At 55.9% G+C, this 22949-nt stretch carries 26 protein-coding genes; 23 read left to right on the top strand and 3 right to left on the bottom strand.

What is annotated here, in order from left to right:
• A complete protein-coding gene (locus ACI2KG_RS19180) occupies positions 1-477 on the top strand; it encodes a hypothetical protein (protein ID WP_023383600.1) in 477 nt (158 codons plus the stop codon).
• Here ACI2KG_RS19180 and ACI2KG_RS19175 read toward each other — a convergent pair.
• The gene (locus ACI2KG_RS19175; protein ID WP_225786313.1) at positions 472-1230 is read right to left on the bottom strand and encodes a hypothetical protein; all 759 of its coding nucleotides are present in this window, start codon (positions 1228-1230) and stop codon (positions 472-474) included. The genes ACI2KG_RS19180 and ACI2KG_RS19175 overlap by 6 nt on opposite strands.
• On the bottom strand, positions 1227-2246 hold the full coding sequence (locus ACI2KG_RS19170; protein ID WP_023383602.1) for a hypothetical protein: 1020 nt from the start codon (positions 2244-2246) through the stop codon (positions 1227-1229). The genes ACI2KG_RS19175 and ACI2KG_RS19170 overlap by 4 nt, the downstream gene beginning before the upstream one ends.
• Positions 2247-2894: 648 nt before the next feature.
• On the opposite strand from ACI2KG_RS19170, the gene ACI2KG_RS19165 reads away from it, so the two are divergent.
• From ACI2KG_RS19165 to ACI2KG_RS19150, 4 genes are all read left to right on the top strand, one after another.
• Entirely contained in the window at positions 2895-3695 is an 801-nt protein-coding gene (locus ACI2KG_RS19165; RefSeq protein WP_023383604.1) for a phosphoadenosine phosphosulfate reductase family protein, read from the top strand.
• A 61-nt stretch (positions 3696-3756) separates the two neighbouring features.
• Entirely contained in the window at positions 3757-5769 is a 2013-nt protein-coding gene (locus ACI2KG_RS19160) for an RNB domain-containing ribonuclease (protein WP_181426707.1), read from the top strand.
• Between the two features lie 39 nt (positions 5770-5808).
• Positions 5809-6024, top strand: a complete 216-nt coding sequence (locus ACI2KG_RS19155; RefSeq protein ID WP_110765354.1) for a hypothetical protein — start codon at positions 5809-5811, stop codon at positions 6022-6024.
• A gap of 119 nt (positions 6025-6143) precedes the next feature.
• Positions 6144-6914: a hypothetical protein gene (locus tag ACI2KG_RS19150; RefSeq protein ID WP_110765355.1), complete on the top strand. Its 771-nt coding sequence runs from the start codon at positions 6144-6146 to the stop codon at positions 6912-6914.
• Between the two features lie 57 nt (positions 6915-6971).
• On the opposite strand, the gene ACI2KG_RS19145 is transcribed toward ACI2KG_RS19150, so the two are convergent.
• Positions 6972-8228, bottom strand: a complete 1257-nt coding sequence (locus tag ACI2KG_RS19145) for a hypothetical protein (RefSeq protein WP_110765356.1) — start codon at positions 8226-8228, stop codon at positions 6972-6974.
• A gap of 264 nt (positions 8229-8492) precedes the next feature.
• Here ACI2KG_RS19145 and ACI2KG_RS19140 point away from each other — a divergent pair, with 264 nt between their 5' ends.
• The 18 genes from ACI2KG_RS19140 (at position 8493) to ACI2KG_RS19055 (ending at position 22921) form a co-directional block, all read left to right on the top strand.
• Positions 8493-8792, top strand: coding sequence for a hypothetical protein (locus tag ACI2KG_RS19140; protein WP_181426708.1), 300 nt, complete (start codon positions 8493-8495; stop codon positions 8790-8792).
• 295 nt (positions 8793-9087) lie between these two features.
• Positions 9088-9462: a hypothetical protein gene (locus ACI2KG_RS19135; RefSeq protein ID WP_110765357.1), complete on the top strand. Its 375-nt coding sequence runs from the start codon at positions 9088-9090 to the stop codon at positions 9460-9462.
• 140 nt (positions 9463-9602) lie between these two features.
• Entirely contained in the window at positions 9603-10121 is a 519-nt protein-coding gene (locus tag ACI2KG_RS19130; protein WP_110765440.1) for a hypothetical protein, read from the top strand.
• 230 nt (positions 10122-10351) lie between these two features.
• Positions 10352-10606 (top strand): hypothetical protein, encoded by a 255-nt coding sequence (locus tag ACI2KG_RS19125; protein WP_110765358.1) that lies wholly within the window; start codon positions 10352-10354, stop codon positions 10604-10606.
• A 162-nt stretch (positions 10607-10768) separates the two neighbouring features.
• The gene (dnaB, locus tag ACI2KG_RS19120; protein WP_110765359.1) at positions 10769-12298 is read left to right on the top strand and encodes a replicative DNA helicase; all 1530 of its coding nucleotides are present in this window, start codon (positions 10769-10771) and stop codon (positions 12296-12298) included.
• 58 nt (positions 12299-12356) lie between these two features.
• Positions 12357-13754 carry a replicative DNA helicase gene (gene dnaB, locus ACI2KG_RS19115; protein WP_110765360.1) on the top strand — a complete coding sequence of 466 codons (1398 nt, stop codon included), beginning with the start codon at positions 12357-12359 and terminating at the stop codon, positions 13752-13754.
• 164 nt (positions 13755-13918) lie between these two features.
• Entirely contained in the window at positions 13919-14170 is a 252-nt protein-coding gene (locus ACI2KG_RS19110) for a hypothetical protein (RefSeq protein ID WP_110765361.1), read from the top strand.
• A gap of 507 nt (positions 14171-14677) precedes the next feature.
• Positions 14678-14977: a hypothetical protein gene (locus tag ACI2KG_RS19105; protein ID WP_110765362.1), complete on the top strand. Its 300-nt coding sequence runs from the start codon at positions 14678-14680 to the stop codon at positions 14975-14977.
• 69 nt (positions 14978-15046) lie between these two features.
• On the top strand, positions 15047-15364 hold the full coding sequence (locus ACI2KG_RS19100) for a hypothetical protein (protein ID WP_110765363.1): 318 nt from the start codon (positions 15047-15049) through the stop codon (positions 15362-15364).
• A gap of 101 nt (positions 15365-15465) precedes the next feature.
• Entirely contained in the window at positions 15466-15831 is a 366-nt protein-coding gene (locus tag ACI2KG_RS19095; RefSeq protein WP_110765364.1) for a hypothetical protein, read from the top strand.
• Between the two features lie 13 nt (positions 15832-15844).
• Complete coding sequence (locus ACI2KG_RS19090; protein ID WP_110765365.1) at positions 15845-16321, top strand: hypothetical protein; 477 nt, start codon at positions 15845-15847, stop codon at positions 16319-16321.
• A 698-nt stretch (positions 16322-17019) separates the two neighbouring features.
• The gene (locus ACI2KG_RS19085) at positions 17020-17526 is read left to right on the top strand and encodes a hypothetical protein (RefSeq protein ID WP_110765367.1); all 507 of its coding nucleotides are present in this window, start codon (positions 17020-17022) and stop codon (positions 17524-17526) included.
• A gap of 65 nt (positions 17527-17591) precedes the next feature.
• On the top strand, positions 17592-17969 hold the full coding sequence (locus ACI2KG_RS19080) for a hypothetical protein (protein ID WP_110765368.1): 378 nt from the start codon (positions 17592-17594) through the stop codon (positions 17967-17969).
• 107 nt (positions 17970-18076) lie between these two features.
• Entirely contained in the window at positions 18077-18703 is a 627-nt protein-coding gene (locus ACI2KG_RS19075) for a hypothetical protein (RefSeq protein WP_110765369.1), read from the top strand.
• 75 nt (positions 18704-18778) lie between these two features.
• Positions 18779-19192, top strand: a complete 414-nt coding sequence (locus ACI2KG_RS19070) for a hypothetical protein (protein ID WP_146226901.1) — start codon at positions 18779-18781, stop codon at positions 19190-19192.
• A 14-nt stretch (positions 19193-19206) separates the two neighbouring features.
• Positions 19207-19443, top strand: a complete 237-nt coding sequence (locus ACI2KG_RS19065) for a hypothetical protein (protein ID WP_110765371.1) — start codon at positions 19207-19209, stop codon at positions 19441-19443.
• 764 nt (positions 19444-20207) lie between these two features.
• Complete coding sequence (locus ACI2KG_RS19060; RefSeq protein WP_181426709.1) at positions 20208-20771, top strand: hypothetical protein; 564 nt, start codon at positions 20208-20210, stop codon at positions 20769-20771.
• A 263-nt stretch (positions 20772-21034) separates the two neighbouring features.
• Positions 21035-22921 carry a phosphoadenosine phosphosulfate reductase family protein gene (locus tag ACI2KG_RS19055; protein ID WP_110765373.1) on the top strand — a complete coding sequence of 629 codons (1887 nt, stop codon included), beginning with the start codon at positions 21035-21037 and terminating at the stop codon, positions 22919-22921.
• Positions 22922-22949 lie beyond the last annotated feature (28 nt).

Genomic DNA, 22949 nt, shown 5'->3' with positions numbered 1-22949 from the left:
ATGGATTACTCGCAACTGCTTGAGCGGAGCTTTCTTCAGATGGCTCACACGTCTGTAAGCCGCCTGGGATATCTCGCGGAGCACGTTTTCGGGTTCACTACGGATTCACCCAGTGCTGACGAGCTGTTCGCTGCCAAAGCTGTAGAGGTCTGCGCTGCGCTGGGCAATCGAACGATGCGGGAGTACGTTACTACCAAAGACGGGCACCTCTGGTTCTTGTTGATGTTCAACATGCCATTCTTCGCTGGGCGCCTCGATTGGGGCACCTCGATGACCGGATCCTGGTGGAGCGTTGAGCATGGAGAATTTTTGGAGCTGGATAGCTGCGGGCTCTGGACAGAAACCGGCCAGCTGTTAGAACCGATGCGCTTCACACTTGACCAGTGGAAGGAGTTCATCAACGCGGTCGTCGCTTTCGCTGCGCCCGAACTGGGGCCGGGCGCTGGGAAAGGCTTTGAGGAATTGCCGGCGTTATGAGGTCGGCTGAAGGCCGAAGGATTCTGCAATTCGGCCGATGATGGTCTTGAGGTCACCCCGAATCTTGAGCGCTTTGAAGTCGATCTCTTCGACCGCCAGGCGCTCAAGGAATAGCGCCATGTCTGCAGTAATGCTTGCGGGCAACTCAATCACCTCGCCAGTCAGCAGGCCCGCCAGGGCCAGGACATCGTTCCGATGCTTCCTGACGTTCTTCGAGTCAACTGCTTCACCGTTTGCCTTGCGCTGAGACAAGTCGAGCCAGGCCTTAGCTTTGAAGGGGATAAGACGATCAGCGCTGATGTATGTCAGCTCCTCGCTCTGATGGCGGCCGGAACGCAACAGGGTGTAATAGTCTTCATCGAGCAGGATAGCGCTCAAACTCGAAACCGACTCATCTGTGGGGATTGGGGTCAGCGTTGCGTTTTCCTCATGCTCAAGGCCATCCGGTGCACGAGAGAATAGTTCGATCATTACCGGGTAGGTTTCGTCGGCGGGATTCTGGAATCTGTAGAAGACCGGCCTGTCACCCCCTCTTTGTTTGATCTCATAGCCGCCGGCCTTTATGAACTCCCAGAACCTGTTAACAAAATGGGAGTCCAGAGCCTCAATCACGAGCACGATGTCTAGGTCTTTCGTGGCCCTGAAGCTCTCTCCCGCGTCTTCCATCGCCAGAGCAGAGGCAACGCCACCGATTAGGACGTAGCTATCGCGGAAATCGCGAAAGTGCCGGCCAAAAATATCTAAACCTTTCACGCTAACCAATGTACCTGCTCCTTGAGTTCATCCAACGCAATCTGAATGCGTTCGTCGGGGTTGTCTTCCAGGCTCAGAAACAGCGACGCTGTGTCTGCCATATACTGCGTTTCGGTGAGCGACGGATACCCCCAGATCTCCACCCACTCCTCGATCGAGTCCACCGACTCGACTACCTCAAACGCATCAAGCGCCAGCATGTCATTGAACACTTTCTTGCTCATCCCCCATACGGCCTGCTTAGGCTCCGCCAGCATCGTGTACTTGGCCAGGGCAGTTTCCCCCGCGATGAATACTCCCGGGGCCATGGGGATAGCATTTCGGGTAATACCAATTCTCTTTTTGACGGGGGACCGCAGGTGCTTCTTGGCCTTCTGGAACACCTCTGCAGGCGACCCGTTGAAGGCGTAGGTCTTCCAATGCAGCTCGCTTTTCGCAGGGCTAATCACCCCCAGCGATACCAGCTGATCCACTGCCTTCGAGAGGGTCACGCGACTGTAGCCCAGGTCCCCCAGCAAAGCGTTCGTAGTGAAGTAGGTTTCGTCGGGTATCCCGGAATATAGGCACGAGAGAAGCATGGCTTGGGCCGCGGGGAGGAGGGCGGCTACCTCGCTCTGCTCTCGCCGCTGACGGAAGCTTTCACGCAGGTCCAGCGCCATCTCAGGTATGAACATCTGGAAGCTGGGCTGGATGAAATTGACCTGGTGCATGATCAGGCTGCGGCGGTCTTGAGTCGACAAGGACCAGCAGACGTACACTACTACCTGGTTGGTGACGTTGCGCACCATCTCGATGTGCTTCTGCAGCTTCACGATGCCTGGGTACTCAATATCATCACGGGAGACCAGCAGCATCATGTTGAACGCCGAACTGTTCCCCATAGGTACGCTCAACTCGTAGGTCTTGTAGCTGTCCCGGATGGTATAGGGGACTCGGAGTGGCACCGGAGTCATCTGCGCTGCCACACCTAAAACGGACTCAATGTAGGCCTTAGCTTCGTCTTGTAAATTCGGCATGAGCCGGCCTCGTGTTAACTACTTTTTTTCACTGTAAACCACAGTGGTTTACAAGTCAAAAAAGTGGTTTACAATCCAATGTTTACTGGGGTTAAACGGAAATGTGCCATTTATAGTGGGTTAGAAAAAGCCCCAGCCAGAGTATGCGCTGTGCACTGCACAGTGTGAAGTGCACACAAGCAGTTCAAGCGCCGTCAGGTGGTCTGCTGACTTTTCCTACATCCATAACGGAACCGTCTGATCGACACCGTTGGATCAGAGGGGGAAGGTCAGGTTTTTCACCGAGGAAATGGAGCAAGGAAAATGGCTAGGCCAAACACCAGCGAACTGAAGCTACCTCTCAGCTTACACTTGGATCAGAGCACCCTGGATGCGATCATCCGCTTCAGGGCCGCACGTGCAGCACATTTGAAGTATGCGCACGACGATACAGCTGCCAGCGCAGAAATGTTTCTGGCGCTCCAGCAAGCTGAGGCCGACCTGGCCAGGGCGGTTGACGAGCTTCTGGTCAAGACTGCGGCTGAGACGGCAGAACCACACCCGCGACCGCAGAAAAATGTTGTCCTATAGGACAATATTTCAATTGAAAATAGTTGTTCTATAGTTTAATCTTTTCTCATTGACGTCTATCAATGAGGCCAGCAGGAAATGGATCGTTTTCAGCAGCAGGGCTTGCTTTTCGGGGATGAAACCCGTGACTCCACAAAAGCCGAGCTTGACCAGTTGATCGCCAGTGGTGCGCTGTTTGTGGCCAACCATTCGGGCGGTAAGGATTCGCAGGTGCAACTGATCCGTCTCCTGGAGCGCGTTCCGGCTAGCCAGCTGGTGGTTGTCCATGCATCGCTGGGCCCGATGGAGTGGCCGGGGGCGATGGAGCTGGCCCGTGATCAAGCCGCCGCTGCAGGCCTTCCTTTCATTGTTGCCACAGCCTCGAAGACGCTGCTGGAAATGGTAGAGCGTCGGTTCGAGATTCGCCCCGAGGTACCGAGCTGGCCATCTGCGTCTACTCGCCAATGCACGAGCGACTTGAAACGAGGACCCATCCAACGTGAGGTCAGGCGCTATGCAAAGGCCAATGGCTTCAAAACGATCGTCAACTGCCTTGGCCTGCGCGCTCAAGAGTCGCCAGGGCGAGCGAAGCGGGTAGTTTTCAGCCGGATGGGGATCAGCAACTCTGTGTTGACCTGGTTCGAGTGGTTGCCAGTACATGACATGCGCACGGATGAGGTCTTCGGTGCCATCGCTGCAGCGGGGCAGCGTCCTCATCACGCCTATGCCCTCGGTAATGATCGATTGAGCTGCATTTTCTGCGTGATGGCGTCCAAGCCTGACTTGCGTAACGGGCGTGTCCATCACCCTGAGCTTTTCGAGCAGTACGTCGCTCTTGAGCGGCGCACGGGCTACACGATGCACATGAATCGAATCCCACTTGTTGAGTTGGCGGCATGACCGCCCTCTGACTGCTTCCAGTGTAGAATCCACACACAGCTTGATAGGCCAAGGATCCACCGTGACTTCACCATTCTTCGTGACCATCGATTCCCAGAAAACGCTTGATATCGACGACGCGATATCGATCACCCAGAGCGGCGATCTGTACATCATATCAGTTGCCATCGCCGATCCTTCTGCGAAGGTTGGGGTCGGCTCTCATGACGATAAGTTGGCGTTTGAGCGGGCCGCCTCGATCTATGCCCGAGATCGTGCAGTGCAAACAATGCTGCCACGGCACATCGGCGCAGATCAAAGTAGCCTTGTCGCGGGGCAACCACGGCAAGCGATGGTTTTTACAATCACGCTCAATAGCTCGCTTGAGGTCGTCGGTTTTGAACCTAGCTGCCAGGTTATCACCGTCAACACCCGTCTCACATATGAGGCCATTCCGGAGATAGCCCGAAGCACTCAAAGCCCTTTGCGTGAAATGGTGGAGCTCCTCAGTAGGGTTTCGACGCTGCTGCTGCAGCGCCGCCGATCGAAAGGAGCGCTTGCCCTTTACGATATTCGCAAGCTCATGCTCTCGGATGAGGAGGGCAATCTTCGCCAATACGAGTCGTTGGATCAGATGGTCGGGCACATCATCGTGCAAGAATTCATGATTCTGACGAATTCCCAAATAGCCCTCTTCATGGCCGAGAATGGGCTGCCGGCGGTATACCGTAACCACGCAAGCCGAGTCTCCGCTCCGCATGCACTGGACCTGGCCAACACAGTCGAGCAGTGGTTGAAAGAGGGGCTGGTGACCGAAGCCTCTGTGGGTGCGCAGTTAGGGGCACTCATAGAGCGTGCTGTTTACGATGGCGTGGCGCGTGGGCATTACGGTCTTGGCCTAACGCTGTACCTCCACGGCACCTCTCCGCTTCGTCGGTATGCCGACTTGGTGAACATTCGCCAGATTCGGGCGCATCTCGACAATTGCCCGCTGCCATATTCGCAAGCAGATCTGCTTACAATCTCTGCGTCGATCAACAAAACGCTGCGAGAGCGATCCGAATCCACTGTCGACTACCACAAGGAGGTGCTGGCGCGGAAAGCTCAGCGCTTGGTGGCGAGTGGGAACCTGGTCAATATGGAGGACAACGTACTCAGCGCTGCCGTGAAGCTCGCGAAAGACGCCGGTCATTTGCCTGAAGCTGTAGTGGCTGAATTGATACGAAGACTCAACAACAACACGATAGCGGACGCCATCGTCGATCGACTTGCGATTCAAATCCCAAGGGAAGCAATCACCGAAGATCTTGGGGTGGCTTTCTCGAACTGGATGTGCCAGCACCCTCACAACGTGGTCAGGATCATCATGAACGGAATCCAGACTCAAGTTTTTGAGGGGCTCGATGAAACGGTGCACGGTGTAAATGGAGGCTTCAAGTGTGTGGTTGCTGTCTCGGCAAGTGGGCGGCGTCTTCAGGGAGTTGGTGTGCACCGCGAGAAGCGTGTAGCAAAGCAGAAAGCCATGGTCGAGATTTTGTGTCGTCACTTGAGTTTGCCCATAAACAGCCTTAGCCCTGAGGCTCCGACGCAGACATCAAGCTCTCCAGCGACCCGCGCTACTGACTACAAAGGTGCGCTAATTGAGCTTTGCCGGAAGCAGGGATGGGCTGCTCCTCATTTGCATGTCGCGATGAGTGGACCGTCAAATGCTGCAAGCTTCACAGCCACCGCGACTGTACACCCGAAGGGTAGCGACGTCGAAAGTGCTACCTCACCAGAGTGTGCAACCAAGAAGGCCGCTGAAGCAGCTGCTTCGGCCATCCTATTGAAGCGACTGGCCAAGTCACGTGAGGCGACTTCCGTGAGCAGCTCAAACCCGGTCGTGCAGCTAAATGAGATGGCACAAAAAAACAGGCTGGCGGAGCCCAGTTACGTCTTCACCCAGCTGAGCATTGCCCCTCCGCAGTTCCAATGCGAGGCGCGAATCGTCGTAGATGGAAATGTGCTTTCGGCCAAGACAGTGGCTGGAGGTAAGAAGGTCGCGAAAGAGCTAGCTGCTGCCGAGATCCTTGGGCAAGTGAAAATAGCGAGCTGATTGAAGCGCCCAGTTGACCGCCGTGAGGGAGCTAAGCAAATGAGCACTGAACAGAAAGAACTGGAGGGGTTCGAGCTGACCTACAGTGTGCAGATCGACAGCAGCCAACTACTTGAGCTACTAGTTGACGAGATGGACACTGGGGACAGCGTTTGGCAAACCACGAATGCGAGCGGTCAGGTCCTGGAACGTTCCGAGCGTTACGCAGATCAGGCTCGGTGCCTGCGTGACGGTCTGAACAAAGTACTGAAATAGGAGCAAGCACCAGGTGTTGACAATACCAGGCATCGAACAGAACTAGTCTGGTTGTTGCGATTGCACTCTCAGATGTTGCTGTAGCCTGGAGGCAGCATGGGCATACGAATGGACGAACGATGAATCTGAACAAAATTGTTGAACAGCAGGTGGCGCGAGCCGAGGCCCTGATTGCTGGTTACCTTGGTTTGTATGCTGGCAGCATTGACCTTGCAGACTTCAACCCAGGCTCTATCAAGGGGGCAACTCCAGAGTTCAAGCGATGCGTGCAGCTGATCCAGGATCTCGCGGCCATGGCAGTGGTGACTCCGTCGACTGTCCGCAAAATGGAGGACGCCGTGGATGCGCTGGCCGGCATGGTCAGGGCACCCCAGATGATGGCGCCCACACGCGCCCTCTGGGCTATCGAGGACATGATTCGTCGCACCCCGCTGGCGCTGGTTCGCCACCTTGCAGCAATTACAGGATCGGTGGCGGCGGGTATCTGGGGAACCATCGAAAAAAGCGCTGAAACAGATGTGGGCGTAGCGATCGCTGCGGCCCTGGTGATATTGTCTTTCGGCTGCAGCCTGAGCCATCTGCGAGACCCTGACCACACCGTGCCGAAAGGGCTTTTGGCGTTTCTTGGCATTGGAGCGCTTGCGCTCGTGACGAAGGGCGTGCTGTTCACATTCTTGGTTTTTGCAGTCATCTCGGCGGGCTTCTTCTTCCGAGATATCGCGCTTTGGTGCCGCCGGCCGAGGTCGGGCGCTGCAGTTTCGCTCAACCGTGAAAATGATGCGCTATTCGGCGATAACAGCAACATCTACACAGCCGAGGAGCTGTACGACCTTACCGGCGGCCCTGGGCCCGCGCATAGCGAATATGGCCTTGCCAAAGACGATGATTGAGAGTGCAACTGATTCGTAACGCATGGGAGCGCAGGGAGGCCTATCCTCCTATCCTGCTTAGCCTGGAAACTGATAATCCACAGTGATCCACAGCTCATTCACCAAGATATTTTTCTTGGTTATGTCATGGCCAAAGACTCTGTTTTCCTTGAGGGCGGGTCGGTTGCTGAATTCCGTGAATCGATCGTTGCTGATGATGAATGCGTTCGGTGAAGAGGCCAGTTCGATAATCATTTCATCGGCGCTGCGGCCCTTGTCGACGCGGTATGTCTCTACAGATGGGAAGGTGCTTTGAATGTCTTCCCACGAGGCCTGGAGCTTTCTCGTGATGCCTGGATCGAAGACCAAAATGACTTCACTGCCTGGCCAGTTTGACCGCAGGGCCGGAACGAGTGCACTCAAAGCGTTCAATCCGATGAACTGTTGATTCTTGCCCCGGCCACGGTTGCATAGGTTGTTCCCGTCAATGATCAGCCGCTCGATGACTCGACTTTCGCGCTGCCGCAGCGACTCCATTCTCAGCTCACATTTGGCAAGCTCTCGTTCAAGGTCCACAACATCGCTGGTTTTGTGCCTGACTACCTGGGCAATGTCATCTGTTCCGAAGTAGTTATTGCAAGCCCCCTTTACTCTCGCGGCCTCGACTGAGCGTGGTGGTGCGTTTCGGTGGCGATCTCTGAAGTCGATCGCTTGAGCCAGCTTCTCCTTGGCCACATCCAGACGCCGACGATAAATGAGGCACTGTGCCTGCGGCTCACGAATATGCTCTTCAAACTTAGCAATTTTGGCTGAAAGACCTTCAATGGCTGGCTGCAGTTTCGCGATTTGCGAACTGTAGGTCGCGTAGTCGGAGTCGGTTTCGAGCCAGTCCAGGGTAGAGTGGAACTGAATATCGTATCGAAGCCTCTGTACCAAATGCTGCTGGGTGGCTATCTCCCCATCTTCGCCAAGCAATGCCCCCAACCGAGCCGCTTTCTCGGCTCGCTTGGCTTCCTCTGCCGCGGACATTTTGGGTGGTTCTGGAACCCGTCCCGTCACTGCATCGAATACTTGCCCGAGGAACGAGCGGTTAGCGCGATAGGCGGCCTTGTAGAGTGTGGCAGGATCAATCAGGGGCGCCAGACCCAACCCGATACGTTCCCGTTCGAGCTCCTCTAGTTTCCCCTCGGCATTTCTAAGCGCCAACTTGGCCTGGTCCTCATCAAAGCGATGCAGATGGCCGTAGAGTTCGTACTGCTCCTGCAAGCCAGCTTCAGCCGCGGCAAGGGCAGCGACAGCAGCTTCGTACTGCGCACTGTATGGGTTCTGATCCATTGCGTTCCCAAATGATGGAGATCTGCGAGCAACTGATGCGCACCAGGGCACCTGGTTCATAGCGCAACTGAACGCCACTTTAAGAGGAAGCGTCTGGAGAGTGAAGTGCCTGGGGCGGAAACGGCGATAGGCACTCAACCAGGGGCGCCACGCATAAGACAGAGGTGATCTGCTAGACGGAGTCTTTCAATACTGACCAATTATCTGTACGCGTTGTGTGTTATTTTTAATTCCGGAAAGAGAGCCATGTCCGGGAGATCCTTGGTGAGTTCAGAAATAAACACCCGCAAGCGAGCGGTTTACTGGGGCGTAGCGTTGCTCGCTCTGATCGGAGGTCCGCTGGCCTACAACGGCCTAGGGTTGAGCAAGCTGAGAACTGGTTTTTCCTCTGCGACACCTGAGGAAATTCAAGCGGCGACCCGCGATTCGAAATGCGCAACTCGGCTGCTGGTGAACGCCAACCGAAGCGCGCAGGACATCCGGGTTAAAGATCTGGAGTGGGTCAAGGAGCGCTGCGCGCTCGTAGAGCGTCAGGCCGAAGCTTTCAAGGGGACTGCACCATGATTTCGCCTGGCCAGCAGCCCGCCAAAAATCAAATTCGGCGCAACTATCTGGTTGGCGCCGTCTGCATCGCAGCTTTTTCGGCGAGCTCATTCGCATACACGTTGCCCGGGCTTACCGCAAAGGCGGCATCGCTTGTGGTTGGGTACTGGGCGGCACTGCCGTTCGTGCACCTAGCTACAGGGCATGGGTTTGGATTCAAAAAAAAGCCGGCAGCAGCCTCAGGCGTCGATGGCCAGGAATGCTGTGACGCTGGTCGCGCAGAGGCAGCACCCTCTCAAGCGAAGGATGAGTCAATATGAAAAGAAAACTCAAAAATGATGCATCTGGGTGGAAGACAAACTGGCTCGGTGTCTGTGAGCGCCCCCGCTTCTTCACTATCGTCACGCTCAAAGCGCTGTCGTTGTTTGTTTTGCTGACAGTTTTGAGCTTTTTACGCTCTGCAGCAGTGTTAATAGTGCTGTTGCTACTGGTTTCAGGTATTGGCAAGATTTTCAATTCAGCAGAGTCGTTCGACCCACAGAGTTTGGCGGTCTTAGACGGGCCGCCGGATTATTTCGCGCTGACAGTCATGTGTTTGATCTGGCATGGGATGGTTTGTGATGTATTTTCTGCGCTCCGAAAGTGGCGTCAAAAGAGAAGTCGTAGTCGGAACGAAATAAAAATGAGCTGACCTCGGGGCCTGAGCGCTCGATGGGCGGGGAGGGGGGCCGAATCGGTAGTGAAACTCGCGCCCTTTTCAGTCAGTATTCGGCGGGGTTGCCGGCTGAGGATGCTGGGCCCCCAAGAGAGCGGCACCAGGAGCTGAGACATTTGAATACCCAGAAGCTACTCCGTCACTACGAGGCTGCGATCATCGCTGCACCTCGGCGTGTACTGGCTGGCGACGCCAGCTGGAAAAAGGACATCACACGTGACGCAGGGGTCTACGTCATCTGGGAGGGAAAATCTCCAGTCTACGTGGGTGAAAGTTCGGCACTTCGAGCCAGGATGAGTGACCTTACGAACTTTGAGAATCATTCATTTGCGAGAAAAACGTGCGAGCTTTTTGGCCTTAGCGCCAGCGACAAAAAGGGCCTGCTCAGCGCATATTCGAACAACTATGAGCTGTCCTACTGCGCGGTCCCGTTTGGACGAAAGGAAGTCGAGGAGTACTTGATCCTGCGCTGGCGCTCAACCTTGTCGAACAAAGTGACAGCACGCCTGCTGGCAGGGCACCAGTACAGTTGGGTTGTGCCCGCTCCTACCTTCGAGACCATCGTCGGCATAACTGCGGACATCCAAGGGCTGCCAGGCAGTCAGGCGAAAGAGCTCGATGTCGAATTGGCGTAACAGCTATTGACCCTCCCTTGTTTTGTATTTTCGGTAGTCATGAAGGTCTCATGGTTTCGCTGAAATTATAGAATATTCAGAGCTTTACACTTCGTCATCCTGACTTTATATGCCGTTTGACATTCATCAAAGCTTTCAGGATTATAGTTACGTGTTACGGCCTCGCGGCCGTTATCCGCGACAGCGCATGTCTGCTCAGGCGCAGTCTTGGCCCCATCTGGAGAGTTTGAATGTCGATCCCAAAACCGAGTGCCGAAAGTTCCGGCCAGGCCGGCGATGATGCTGGCTTGGAGGCGGCGCTGCAGGAATTCCGCGATAAGATCCAGGCCGCTACTGGTCGATCAGTGCTCCCGCTTGAGTTGGCGGCATTCCGCGCCCAGGTCGCTACTTGCATCGCTCACCGGCAGCCGCGGCTCGTGCAGTTTGGCCTTTGCGACTTTCAAACCCGCACCGGGCGGGCAACGTTGATCCAAGTGACGTTCTGATCCGGCCGGCCACCCAGCGCGTGGTAGTTGCGTTCAAGGCCCCCAAACAACGAACATCGTGACCAAACCCCAGCTGTCAGCGCAGGTCAGGACCACCTATGGGTACTGATTGCAGCTGGCAGCCCGATCCACACCAGCATTTCGACGAGTAAGGCCTGAGGCTTGAACGACCATATCCATCTAGCGGCTGAATACGATCAGACCCCCAGTCGGGATCTGCCGCATTCTGTTGAAGCCGAGCAGGCCATTCTAGGCGGATTGCTGAACGAGCCACGTGCCTGGGTGCGTGTCTCGGACCTGGTGGTCGAATCTGATTTCTTCCGCGCAGACCACAGGCTCATTTTCAAGGCTATTGCCAGGCTGCTTGAAGAGGGGCGGGCGCTTGATGTCGTCACGGCACAGGAGGCTTTGGAACGTGCAGGTGAGCTCTCGAATGCAGGTGGCTTGGCCTATCTGAAAGAGCTTTCCGATAACACCCCGTCCGTCGCCAACATCGCGTCCTTTGCTCGCGTAGTCAGCGAGCGCTCGCAGTTCCGGAAGATCATTGGTGTGTGCGAGGAGATCGAGCAGAGCGCCAACTCCCCAGCCGGCCGCTCCGTGGAAGATCTGGTGCATGATGCCGAAGCGAAAATGCTGTCTGTGGCCGGTCAACGGCCGAAGGAGGGCGGTCCGGTTGGCATCGAAACCCTGCTCAGAAAGGCCGTCGATAAGATCGAAACCGCCCATGAGTCAGGGCTTGCGTCCCTGGGCCTATCGACAGGTTTCGTCGACCTCGATAGCAAACTGAGCCTGTTGCGTCCTGCTGACCTGGTCATCGTGGCTGGCCGGCCATCCATGGGCAAAACCACTTTTGCCATGAACATTGTGGAAGAGGCCGTTCTGCGGTCGGATAAAGTGGTCGTGGTCTACTCCATGGAGATGCCAGGCGATGCACTGCTAACGCGCATGCTCTCCTCGATGGGTAGCATTGACCAGTCGCGAGTCCGATCCGGGAAGCTGTTGAACGAGGACTGGACCAAGCTGACCAAGGCTGCCAACGCGCTCAACAAAAACGATCGCTTCTTCATTGACGACACGCCGGCGCTGAGCCCATCGGAGATGCGTAGCCGCACGCGGAGACTTCGACGTGTGCACGGCGAGATAGGACTGATCATGGTGGACTACCTGCAGCTGATGCAGATCCCCGGATACGGCGGTCTCAACCGGACCAACGAGATTTCGGCCATCTCCAGGTCACTCAAGGCTTTGGCCAAGGAATTTGATTGCCCCGTGATTGCACTCTCGCAGCTCAATCGCTCGGTGGAACAGCGCAAGGACAAGCGCCCGGTGAACTCCGATCTGCGCGAGTCCGGCGCCATCGAGCAAGACGCTGATGTGATCATGTTCGTGTACCGGGATGAGGTGTACAACCCCGACTCCCGGTTTGCTGGCACCGCCGAGATCATAATCGGCAAGCAGCGAGAAGGACCCACCGGTTTCGTCCGGCTTGGCTTCGAGGGGCGATACACACGCTTTGTTAATTTGGAGCCGGGTACCCACGACTTCACCGATCAAGAAATGGGGGTTGAGAGAATTGACCCCAACCCGCGACTTGGCCGTATGCCTGTCCAGAAGCTCGTAGAAGGGGCTGCGAAGAAGGTTGAGGGCAAGGGCAGGGGGCGGCGCCGAAAGGGCGTAAGAAAGCCCCCGTGAAGCCTCCTGTTACCTCGCCACTCGATAGCGCCCCCAACTTACGGAGTCAGATGCCCACATGAACGACGATTACGCTCCAGAGCAGCTCGACCTACAGACATCCTCGCTGAAGGTGCCACCGCACTCGATCGAGGCAGAGCAGTCCGTGCTCGGTGGTCTCATGCTCGATAACAACGCCTGGGAGCGCGTGCTCGATCAGGTCTCCGACGGCGATTTCTACCGGCATGATCACCGGCTGATTTTCCGCGCCATCGCTAAGCTGGCGGACCTGAACGAACCTTTCGACATCGTGACGCTGCACGAGCGTCTGGACAAGGAAGGCCTAAGCAGCCAGGTCGGCGGGCTGGCCTATCTGGCGGAGCTGGCAAAGAACACCCCATCCGTTGCCAACATCAAGGCCTACGCTGCGATCATCCGGGAGCGGGCGACCCTGCGCCAGCTGATCAGTATTAGCACCGACATCGCGGACAGTGCCTTCAACCCAGAAGGCAGGAACGCTGCGGAGATCCTCGACGAGGCCGAACGGCAGATTTTCCAGATCGCTGAAGCCCGGCCGAAAACCGGCGGCCCGGTGGGTGTCAAAGACCTGCTGACCATGGCCATTGACCGCATCGACACGTTATTCAATTCCGACAGCGACATTACCGGTGTGTCGACGGGCTTCACTGACCTTGATGAGAAGACCAGCGGCCTCCAGCCGGCCGATCTGATCATCGTGGCCGGCCGGCCATCGATGGGCAAGACCACCTTTGCCATGAACCTGGTGGAGAACGCGGTGCTTCGGTCCGAGAAGGCGGTGCTGGTGTTCTCGCTCGAAATGCCAGGTGAGTCGCTGATCATGCGTATGCTGTCGTCGCTCGGCCGCATCGACCAGACCAAGGTGCGATCCGGCCAGCTGGATGATGATGACTGGCCGCGGCTAACATCAGCGGTGAATCTGCTAAACAACCGCAAACTGTTCATCGACGACACCGCCGGCATCAGCCCCTCGGAAATGCGGGCACGCACACGCCGCCTGGCCCGTGAGCACGGCGAGATTGGCATGATCATGGTCGACTACCTGCAGTTGATGCAAATCCCGGGCTCTGCCGGCGACAACCGGACCAATGAAATCTCCGAGATCTCTCGTTCCCTCAAGGCCCTGGCCAAGGAATTCAACTGCCCTGTCATCGCCCTGTCGCAGCTGAACCGCTCCCTGGAGCAGCGCCCGAACAAACGCCCGGTGAACTCCGACTTGCGTGAATCCGGTGCGATCGAGCAGGACGCTGACGTCATCATGTTCGTGTACCGGGATGAGGTTTATCACCCCGAGACCGAGCACAAGGGTGTGGCGGAGATCATCATCGGCAAGCAACGTAACGGCCCGATCGGCTTTGTGCGGCTGGCGTTCATCGGCAAGTACACTCGCTTCGAGAACTTGGCGCCGGGGATGTACAACTTCGACGATGATGAGTGATGACTCCCTGATCGGTTAGTGTCGGCCGCTATCCCAGGCCCCGCCCTATGGTCGCGATGATCGCAGTAAGTTGGCAGGGCGGCGGATCATCATGCCCCACTGCTTTCATGCTCAATGTTGAGCATCTCCTGGATACGAAGCCTACATCCTCCTGGAGATGCCACATGCACAACCTGAACGTATCTGAACTGACCTGGCCCCAACAGGTAGCTCTCGACGACTACGTCATCTACACGCAGCGCCTTTCTTGCCAAGCTGTCGCCGCTGAGCAGTGGTTGGAACGGAAGCGAAAAGACTTTATCGCGCACATCATGCACATCAACGAGCAGGCCAGTTACACCGCCTTCCTTGCCCGCCTGATCAAAGAAACTCCCTCGCCCGCCGCCCGCCGAGCTGAACTGGAATCACGCCAATGAAGCCTCGGCTGCAGGTCCTGGTCTTGATCAAAGGAAAACCCCGGCTGACTGATGTCCAGGGTCTTTTCCGCTTAGCCATCACCACACGCAGCTCTGACGAGTACCCCTGTTGCGTGGTCAGCTTTCAGTAAACGCTTCACCCACCCCGGCCAAGGCTGGGGTTTTCTATTGTATGGCGATATCCTCTGGTTCCTCGGATTGGAGCTTGGGCTGGCAGTCCGCTAATTGCGCGAGGAGCGGCTATTGTGTGAAAACGCAACCCACTCCGTACGCGATGCGATTTCATCTGAGCCATCATCATTTACCAGTATTATGCGTACGTGTTACGATTCATTTGCGAGAATCTCGCACAACATTCTGCGCGCTTGCTGATACCGAGTGACTGATCAACTTGGCATCACGCAAATGCATAAGAAAAATGTTGAATCGCCAGCCCGCCAAGCGGGCTTTCACGGTAGGGGGCGGGGGTTTCGCGACCCCGACCATCACCGGAAAGGAACTGTGCCGATGAGTACCCTGTACGACTATTCCGAAGCGGACCTGGACACCGAAATCTCGGTGAAGCTGACCCTGCGCGACTTGCTAATTTTGAGCTGGGGGCATGAGAGCGTTTCCTTCGTGCCTGGGGAAGCGTCCGACAAAGAATTCAAAGCTGCTGAACTGAAGATCGACACTGCCCTTGACCAGCTTCGTGTACAGATCTCCCGGGCAGAGCAGCCAAAGCTCATGTTTGATGAGGGGCTGAGGGCGCAGCAACTCAGTGCTGATGCCATCCAAACCGTTTTGGAAACGAACACCAGGAACTGATCACGTAAATCGGCGACCTGCGAGAACTCGCAGCCTGTTTGGAAAGTCTGGAACAGCTAGGAAAACCGTATGCCTTGGTTACAAGCGAAGGACGTCACCACCGATCCAGTTGAAGGCGAAGTCAGCAGCGCTGTAGCAGCCTACAAAATGGCCTTGGTGATGACCCATCATCGAAATTGGACACATCGCTTCGCTTGCTGGGCACGGGATCAGAAAGCGCTTCAGCGTGAAGCAGTTTTAAAAGGCGCGAAGCTACGTGCTCAAGAAGTGCTTGGCAAGTCTCCAGCGCATCGCGCAGTGCTGGAGAAAATCGTCAAATCGCAGCCGAGTGATATTGCCGAAAAGGACAATCTGCTTTCGCTTTTGTCCAGCAGCTTGGAAACATAGGAATTCGCACCAGGTACACAATATGCCCCGGCCCTCAAAAGCTGGGGCCGCGGACGTAGAAATAGGGCATTTCGGCCTATGGAACCAATCAGGGAAACGATATGGCAATTTTGAACGATGCATTACGGGAGCAAGTCGAGGCGCTGGGCTGGAAGGTGCCAAAGGGCGTGGAAATGCGTTTGCACGTTGTGCCTGTCGGGCAACTGCCGGGCCAGCGTGCATCGATCACCGTCATTGCCGAGAAAGGCGCTGTTCCTGATTTGAGTTTTCTCCAAGAACCGGGATTCTCGATCATGGCGAATGACGCGGCTGTGGCCGCTATCCAGTTCGCCCTGCACGATGACGATGGCATGCAGTTCCTGCGGCTTTGGAACCAGGGCGATTTCGATGTGATTCGCCGCGAGTGGCCCGAGGCTCCCGAGGAAGTTTTCATCGGTGCCGATCCGTTGCACAAACCGTCGAAGTAAGCAGGAAAACGCCATGAACCTACGAGTGATAAAGGGCGGCAAGCAGCCGGGGCAAGCTCCGGATACAGCCAAGCGCCGCAAGCAGTTGGGCCGTATTCGAGCCTGCTCGCGTTTCTTCTTTGAACGCCCTTCGATCGGCCCACGCATGGCACTTGCGTTGGCGGCTGGAATGGTATCTGGAGGCCTCACCATATGGGCCATAGGTTCCGGTTGGCCGTCAGCGTTGGTGACGTGTGCAACATTTGCAGCAGTGCTTTGCTACGGGCGTGCAGCAACAACGTGGGGAGCCAGGATGGATACCTATTTGGCTGAGTACGACCCTCTAGACAAAGAAGCTTACAGGCGGTTGCAGGCTGCTACCGAGGTGGAAGGATTATCCCCGTGGTCGCTGGATGAGTGGCTAAGCCGCGAATACGATGCCCTCGATATTGCTGATGGTATTCAACCCGCATCCGCTCGCCGGGGGCGGTTCCTGCGAAAAAAGGTTTAGAAAATCGCTCAGCTGCACCCCAAGCCCCGGGCTGATAAACCGGGGGTGAGGCCGTAAAGGCAGGTGTGATTTCCGCGCCCGCGTAACCGTAAAGGACCTGTATGAGTAGAGCAATGGATTCAAGCCGTCCAGTGACGAGAAATCGCGTTCTTTCGTTTTTCGGTGCGGCCGTGATCTGGTTCATCCTAATAGCGCTTGACAGCAGATCTGAGTACATCAGCGCTCTCCTATTCTATGTCTTGGCGTCATACATGGCCCGCAGCATTTCGGGAATCAGCCCCACAAGCGCTGTGTGTGACACTGACGCAGAAATTCGGGCCAAGCTAGATGCGAACAACCAGCGTAGCAAGCTGGGTTAAGTAGGAGCGTCGGCCTATGAATATGTTATGCCCAGGAAATGGAGGCGAATGAAGCGAAGTTACATTTTACTTTTGTTCGCGTGTTTCACCGAATTATCTATTTGCTTTCACGATGACCGCATTTGGGCAGAGGGAAATCCCCTCTATATGTCGTGGCAACGGTTAGCTTCATGTCATTTATAACAGGCTTGGCCTTTTGGGGCCTCGAACACTCCCGTGGAGCGTAGTCCTGACTGTTCGAGCAAACGCACTAGTTGCATCTAAGCCCCGCCTTATCCGTGGGGCCGTAGCCGTAGGAGAGCGGCAACTTTGTCCGCTATCGAGCAGGAGAACGAGTCCATGACCGAGAAGACTTACCGCATTTTTCATAACTACGACCGGGGCGACCAGTCGGAGTACTTGGCTTCATCGATTGACCCAACACGGGCAGCGATCTACTGTCAGTTTCTGGCTGAGGACCAGCTGGACGAATCGGCTTCGGTACGGAACAGTGGTATTGCAAAAGCCTTGGTGCAATTTTACGGCTGTACTCCCGTCGAGAAGACGCTTTCAGCGATCGACATTGATCTGTATTTCGCGAGGGAAGGTCTGTGCGGCGACTACGAGCAGCTGATGGCCGACCAGTCGTTGAAACGTGAAGGCATCATTGATGTGATCCGACCTTATACGGACTGGGTCGATAAAAATCAAAAAAGCGTTGCGGTCGCTGCCGACATCAAAGACTTGCAAAGCTTGTCTCCAGCGACGGCAGAAGCAATCATCTCTAATTGTCGCGTACACGTCGAGCTTGTACCCAAGAATGAACAGCAGCTGGAAGCTGATCGACTCAAGCAGAATCGGGCGTAATTTCCACTCGGGGGTGTAAGATAGGCAGATTTCACCCTTGTTAAACCTATCAGTGAGGTAGCAGGATGCGAGCGTTAGAGGAGATCGTTACAGAGTTCTTTCAAAACTGGGACCAAAAACACATCAGCGAACCAGCTCTTGGAGGTTTGCGAGAGCTGGCGAAAGATGGTCGCTTTGATGAAATGACGGTCCTGCTGCAGGCCTGCGTTGAGCTGCACGGGCGCGGTGCCATGGCCTTTGTTTTGAAACATGTGCCAGGGGTCCTGCTCAATAATTACGTTTATCGGCAGGTCGAAGCGTCTGCTTCGATTGTTGACGACTATTGGCGCGACGAGGCTGTTGGCACCACAATCAGAGACGCTGCGCTTAATTCCGGTCAATTATCTGTGGTCGTTTCGAAGATCCTCAGTGACCTTCGAGAAATCGCCGGGACGACCTGCTGACCATAGAAACCCGCTGCTCCCGACCTTGGGCGGTCGTTGGCAGGGCAAGCAGTGTACAAAGGCGCATTTTTCTCGCCTCAACATTGGACCGCTACAGGAGGCATGCTATGACATTACCGCCGAAAGCAGATTCTTCGGAGCGCTCGCCAACAGCCGACGAGGCGGCGGGTATGGCATGGTGGAACTGCATGCCCGACGGCGAACGTAGCCAATGGCTTGCTGCTTCTGGTACCGGATCAGTGGCAGACGCTTGGGCGGCGCGAAAGGCTGCCCGGGCGCAGGAGTCCGCCGACGCAGCGGTCTACCACAACCATCTGTACTGGTTCGATGAGCTCGCCAGAAGGCGCGAGGCAGCTGACGCTGCGCCTGATAATGTGGACGCCACCGCAGCGCTGCAGAGTGTTGAAGAACTGCTGAGGTTGGAGGAGTCGGAGCGCCACATGCCGCTGCGTGCCTGGTACATCGGCGATGAGTACGTGGTCGTCGCTCGTTCGGTTGAGCAGGCGTTGGCCGTGGTCGAGGCCGAAGGGGGCGAGTTCCCAGGCGGGTGGGCCGATCCCCGGCTGGTGAAAGAACACATTCCCGACCCTGCGAGCTCGCGGCGCACAAGTTTTGAGGATGCGCCGGACGTCAAATTGACGTTCGCTGAAATGCTTCCGCGATTTCGGTTCCCCAGGGTTATTTGGGTGAACCCATTTGGCAACGAATGGACCTATCCCGAGGACGATGAATGAGCGGTACCGCACACGGAAAAAGCCACCAACCGCATCACAGGGTTGGGCGTGGCCGTCGAGACATTAAGGTGACGTATGAAGTTGGATCGCATCACAGGAAATACTGAGAACTTCGGGCATCACCTGCAAGGGTTCTGCACCAATCCGGCTTGTGAATCCGGTGCGCTTGGTCGGCAAGTAGCTGAGCAGCCACAAGGCTGCCATCAGCTGCCTGACGATGTGTACCTGTATGAGTGCTGCCTTTGTAGGCATCGCTTCGAGGTTCAAGAACAATCATCAGCGCGAGCAGAAGTAGCCCCTGTGATTTCACCTGGTCTTTCGAGCATTACCGTGCCATGTCCATGGTGTGGTCACCGCAACGAATACAAAGCAGAGTTGTGGCCGTTGGTGAATAGCGACGGCTTATTTGCTATTTCACCCATCACAGCCTTTGGGGTGTATTGCAACGAGTGCCATGCTGCCTACACGCTTCGTCCGAAAGCTGAATAGCTACGGGAAATGCCATGTTGAATGTCGTAACCGAACAGCGCCCAGGTGAGCCGGACGTACTTTCTGCAGTGAAGTACGAGGCTTTTGAAATCCGTTCTCTCGCCGGAGATGTGCTCAAAGCTTTTGCTGCACCTGCAGCGGGCTGGACGCACCAGCAGCTGATGACTGTTGCGTACGAGCATGAGCCAATCACCCGCGACGGCGCCGATGGCTACCTCGGTGGCGAGTGGATCGGCAGTAGCGAAATTTGACCAGAAAGTCGCTCCATTGCACCGGCATCCAGTAACGGATACCCCGTAATTTGACTAAGGAACGTTATGCTTGATTCACCTTTCTCTTGCAGCAATTCAATAGTTTGGTTCTGTGGAATTGCGATTTTTATTTTTGTTCTCCAGTTCGTTAGGCCGAAAGCTTGGGCAAAACCTTTCGCAATAGTGGGGCTTTGCCTGATGATGGTGGATTTTGCGGCGTTTGGGCAGATACCTTTGCGATATGCCTTCGCTGATAAACTCGAACACTGCCGGCCTTATGGTCTCTGAGGCGCGTTTCACGGAGCGAAAGCATGGCTACAGAAACGAATGCTAGCGAGCGGATCAGCCGGGCTGAAAAGCACGTCAATGAGCAGTTGAGCTACGGCGGAATTTTTCCTGACACCGGGCCTTTTCGGCGGCACGCTTGAGTATCGCTATCTGGATGGGGATTTGGCAGACGAAATTGGCCAGATGCGGCGCCTTGCTGATGCGTTCAGCCAGCTCGCTGATGCACTGGAGTCGGACTCCAGGTTGAGTTCATAGAATTCCTTACTATCGGACTGGGGCTGACAAGTCTGTCTGCACCGTCAGCCCGCTCCGTCACGGTTTCTTGCAGTCGCGTGTCTTTCCGATCTAAGCACATCCATTCCTCTCCTTGCGGCCAAACTGCCAACCCTTTAGGCTCAGTACCCGCCCGCAGTCTGCGCGCTGCGAGCATGTGATCACCAAGAAAATAATCAGTTTTATGCTAGGGATTCTGGGGTATGAGGCGGCAAAAAGCAGATCCGCGCAATGCGCACATGGCTAGCTACGAGCAGTTTGCCTGGCAGGATGCACTGGCGTTGGCAACTTGGTTGAAGAGTGCCTTCGACCTGGTGCAGGTAAAAGAGGCCTTCGATGCCCTTTCAGTTGAGCAACTTCATGCGTTCGAATCAGAATCGGAAGTCTTCATCCGGGAGCTGTTGGCCAAACCTGTGAGTCAGCGGCCAGCCTACTTGCGCAAGGTCGGCAAGAACGTAGGTGCAATGACCCAAGCCATGCTAATTGTCCTGTCGATCATTGCCCAGGTCCGGGTTATGGAGGTTATTGAAATTCGTGACCGGTTTCGATACTCGCTGTATCCAGGCAGCGGAAATCGGGTCACCTGCGCCAGCATCTACGCATTTAACAACGAGATGAGGGATGTCACCTTCATGGATTGGCCTACGCGTGTGTTCGAGGTGCTTGCTGAGCAGGAAGCCGAGCACAAGGCTTTCTTGGCGACGCATGGGGACATTCTTGAGCAGTGGGCGGCTGCAGTTCGCCCTCGCCCCCCCGAGGCAGACTGATCGAATACCTCAACGGCTTTATTTTTGCCTCCAGTCAACAGCTAGTGACCTGAGGTCAGTGAAACAGACCCATCGGTTTTGTGCGGCCTGTTTTCATAGCAAATCCCCCCCGAAAGACTGGCACCGGGCATGTACAACGTCAACGATGATGATAGTGGCTCCTAAGGCTGTTGGGTGGGGGGCGATGTCATCAAGTTCAAGAATCATGCTCGGTGTTGAGCATCCCCAGGATACGAAGCCTACTTCCTCCTGGAGATGCCAACATGAATCAGATGCTTGTACCCGAACTGATCGCAGTAAACGACTACACCCACGCAGTTCCTGCCTTGGGCAGTGCTGGTCGCTATGCCCGGATCGTTGCGCGGGCGGAAGCCTGCATTGCGCGCATCGACCAGATCATCGATCAAGGATTCACATGTAGCTCGGCAACCTCGTTCGGTAAAGACAGCACTGTCGTGCTGGTACTGATGCTGGAGGCCATCCGGCGCCGTGTCGAGGCTGGGTTGTACGTGCCGGCGGCTTTTGTCAGTCATGCTCAGACCACTGTAGAGAATCCAGCAATGGAAACTTACGCCGAGGCGATGATCACTGAGCTGGAGGCGTACTGCACCAGGCTCGGACTGCCAATCACAGTTGTCAAAGTGCAGCCCTCGATGACCTCGACATTTGCCTATGCCACCCTGGGTCGCGGCAAACTCCCGGTTTTCGCTGGTGCCTCTCGAAGCTGCTCGGTCGACTGGAAGCTGCGCCCGCAGCAGAAAGCGCTCAAGCACCTTCTTTCGACCCTGCAGTCTCCTGGTGAGCTGGTGACCTTCGTGGGCACTCGTTTGTCGGAGTCGGCAACCCGTGCCGCTAACATGCGCGAACGAGGTGAGGAGGAGGCCGGGCGGCTGGTGCTCAATGAGCATGGCTCGTACAACTGCTCGATCATCGCCGACTGGGAGATGGAGGAGGTGTGGGAGTTCCTCATGGCTTGCGAGGCGAAGCGAGGTGGTCCTTATCGAACCTTCGTCGACAGCTTCGACTGGTGCCTGGAGCTCTACAAGGAAGCCAATGAAGGCACGTGCGCGATCATCACCGGCGACGGTGGTAACAAGGCGGCGTGCGGCTCTCGCTTTGGCTGTGCCTGGTGCACGGTCACCGGTGAGCGCGACAAATCGATGGAAGCAATGATTGCGTCTGCGCCCGAGAAACACGGCCACATGGCGGGCATAAATCGCTTCAGGAACCATCTGATCAACACCCGCTGGGACATGGGGCGTCGAGACTGGATTGGGCGCACAACCTCGGACGCCGGCTACATCAACGTCACAGGAACAGCCTACAACGCAGAGATGCGCCGTGAGCTGTTGCGGTACCTGCTGACTCTGGATGTGCTGGAGGAAGAGCGGGCAGAGGAGCACGATGCGCGGATGTTCCGCGGCGAACTGGAAAGGACGGAGTCCAACGAAATCCTTCGTGGGAGCACCTTCCAATTCATCACCGCGAAGAATCTGCTGGCCATCGATTTCGCCTGGTCACTGAGCTACGGCTTCGACCATGCCTTCCCTGCTTTGTCGGAGTGGTACGAGATCCGTGTCTTAGGGAAGCGCTACCTGATCGATGATGTCACTTCCACGGAGAAGGGCATCATCCCAGAGCAGCGCTGGTTCAAGTTTGACGACTGGCAGAGCCCGGCGCAGGAGATGGGCTTACAGGACGCTTACCTCGAAGCCACCAACAAACACCGATACCCTGAACGTCCGGCGATGCGAACGATCCGAGACCGCTTTGAGGGCAAGGATCGCAATATCGTCTACTTCGAAGAAGCCGACGAGATGGAAATCGACCCGGCAGATGCAATGTGCTTCGTAGACGCCTTCGATGATGCGTTCTACGCGATGGCAAAAGGCCTGGCTCCAACTGACAGCGCCAAGTTCTACTTGAACAGAGGGATGGTCAAATTGGCCAAGGGAAAGGCTGCTGAGTACGATGCAATGGCCCGCCGAGCGCAATTCTGGCGACGCATGGAGCGTGATCTGGCCGGTACCGATCTGCGTTCCTACATACGCTATCATTCGATCAGTAACGCCGAGCACGAACAGATCCTGGACTCGATGAAGGTTGATGCCTCAAGTCAAAATTCGGCGATCTCGGATCTATTTGCTTAACTCATCAAAGGCTACCTCTTACGGGGTG

It is taken from the genome of Pseudomonas sp. NPDC089407 (assembly GCF_044900445.1).
Lineage (GTDB): Bacteria > Pseudomonadota > Gammaproteobacteria > Pseudomonadales > Pseudomonadaceae > Aquipseudomonas.
The sequence above is the reverse complement of the archived record's forward strand: the minus strand, read 5'-3'. Positions and strand labels throughout refer to the sequence as shown.

Bases quoted from the DNA above. Each gene is read 5' to 3' on its own strand.
- ACI2KG_RS19180 (WP_023383600.1), top strand. From the start codon at position 1: ATGGATTACTCGCAACTGCTTGAGCGGAGCTTTCTTCAGATGGCTCAC.
- ACI2KG_RS19170 (WP_023383602.1), bottom strand. From the start codon at position 2,246: ATGCCGAATTTACAAGACGAAGCTAAGGCCTACATTGAGTCCGTTTTA.
- ACI2KG_RS19165 (WP_023383604.1), top strand. From the start codon at position 2,895: ATGGATCGTTTTCAGCAGCAGGGCTTGCTTTTCGGGGATGAAACCCGT.
- ACI2KG_RS19155 (WP_110765354.1), top strand. From the start codon at position 5,809: ATGAGCACTGAACAGAAAGAACTGGAGGGGTTCGAGCTGACCTACAGT.
- ACI2KG_RS19150 (WP_110765355.1), top strand. From the start codon at position 6,144: ATGAATCTGAACAAAATTGTTGAACAGCAGGTGGCGCGAGCCGAGGCC.
- ACI2KG_RS19145 (WP_110765356.1), bottom strand. From the start codon at position 8,228: ATGGATCAGAACCCATACAGTGCGCAGTACGAAGCTGCTGTCGCTGCC.
- ACI2KG_RS19135 (WP_110765357.1), top strand. From the start codon at position 9,088: ATGAAAAGAAAACTCAAAAATGATGCATCTGGGTGGAAGACAAACTGG.
- ACI2KG_RS19125 (WP_110765358.1), top strand. From the start codon at position 10,352: ATGTCGATCCCAAAACCGAGTGCCGAAAGTTCCGGCCAGGCCGGCGAT.
- dnaB (WP_110765360.1), top strand. From the start codon at position 12,357: ATGAACGACGATTACGCTCCAGAGCAGCTCGACCTACAGACATCCTCG.
- ACI2KG_RS19110 (WP_110765361.1), top strand. From the start codon at position 13,919: ATGCACAACCTGAACGTATCTGAACTGACCTGGCCCCAACAGGTAGCT.
- ACI2KG_RS19105 (WP_110765362.1), top strand. From the start codon at position 14,678: ATGAGTACCCTGTACGACTATTCCGAAGCGGACCTGGACACCGAAATC.
- ACI2KG_RS19100 (WP_110765363.1), top strand. From the start codon at position 15,047: ATGCCTTGGTTACAAGCGAAGGACGTCACCACCGATCCAGTTGAAGGC.
- ACI2KG_RS19095 (WP_110765364.1), top strand. From the start codon at position 15,466: ATGGCAATTTTGAACGATGCATTACGGGAGCAAGTCGAGGCGCTGGGC.
- ACI2KG_RS19090 (WP_110765365.1), top strand. From the start codon at position 15,845: ATGAACCTACGAGTGATAAAGGGCGGCAAGCAGCCGGGGCAAGCTCCG.
- ACI2KG_RS19085 (WP_110765367.1), top strand. From the start codon at position 17,020: ATGACCGAGAAGACTTACCGCATTTTTCATAACTACGACCGGGGCGAC.
- ACI2KG_RS19080 (WP_110765368.1), top strand. From the start codon at position 17,592: ATGCGAGCGTTAGAGGAGATCGTTACAGAGTTCTTTCAAAACTGGGAC.
- ACI2KG_RS19075 (WP_110765369.1), top strand. From the start codon at position 18,077: ATGACATTACCGCCGAAAGCAGATTCTTCGGAGCGCTCGCCAACAGCC.
- ACI2KG_RS19070 (WP_146226901.1), top strand. From the start codon at position 18,779: ATGAAGTTGGATCGCATCACAGGAAATACTGAGAACTTCGGGCATCAC.
- ACI2KG_RS19065 (WP_110765371.1), top strand. From the start codon at position 19,207: ATGTTGAATGTCGTAACCGAACAGCGCCCAGGTGAGCCGGACGTACTT.
- ACI2KG_RS19060 (WP_181426709.1), top strand. From the start codon at position 20,208: ATGAGGCGGCAAAAAGCAGATCCGCGCAATGCGCACATGGCTAGCTAC.
- ACI2KG_RS19055 (WP_110765373.1), top strand. From the start codon at position 21,035: ATGAATCAGATGCTTGTACCCGAACTGATCGCAGTAAACGACTACACC.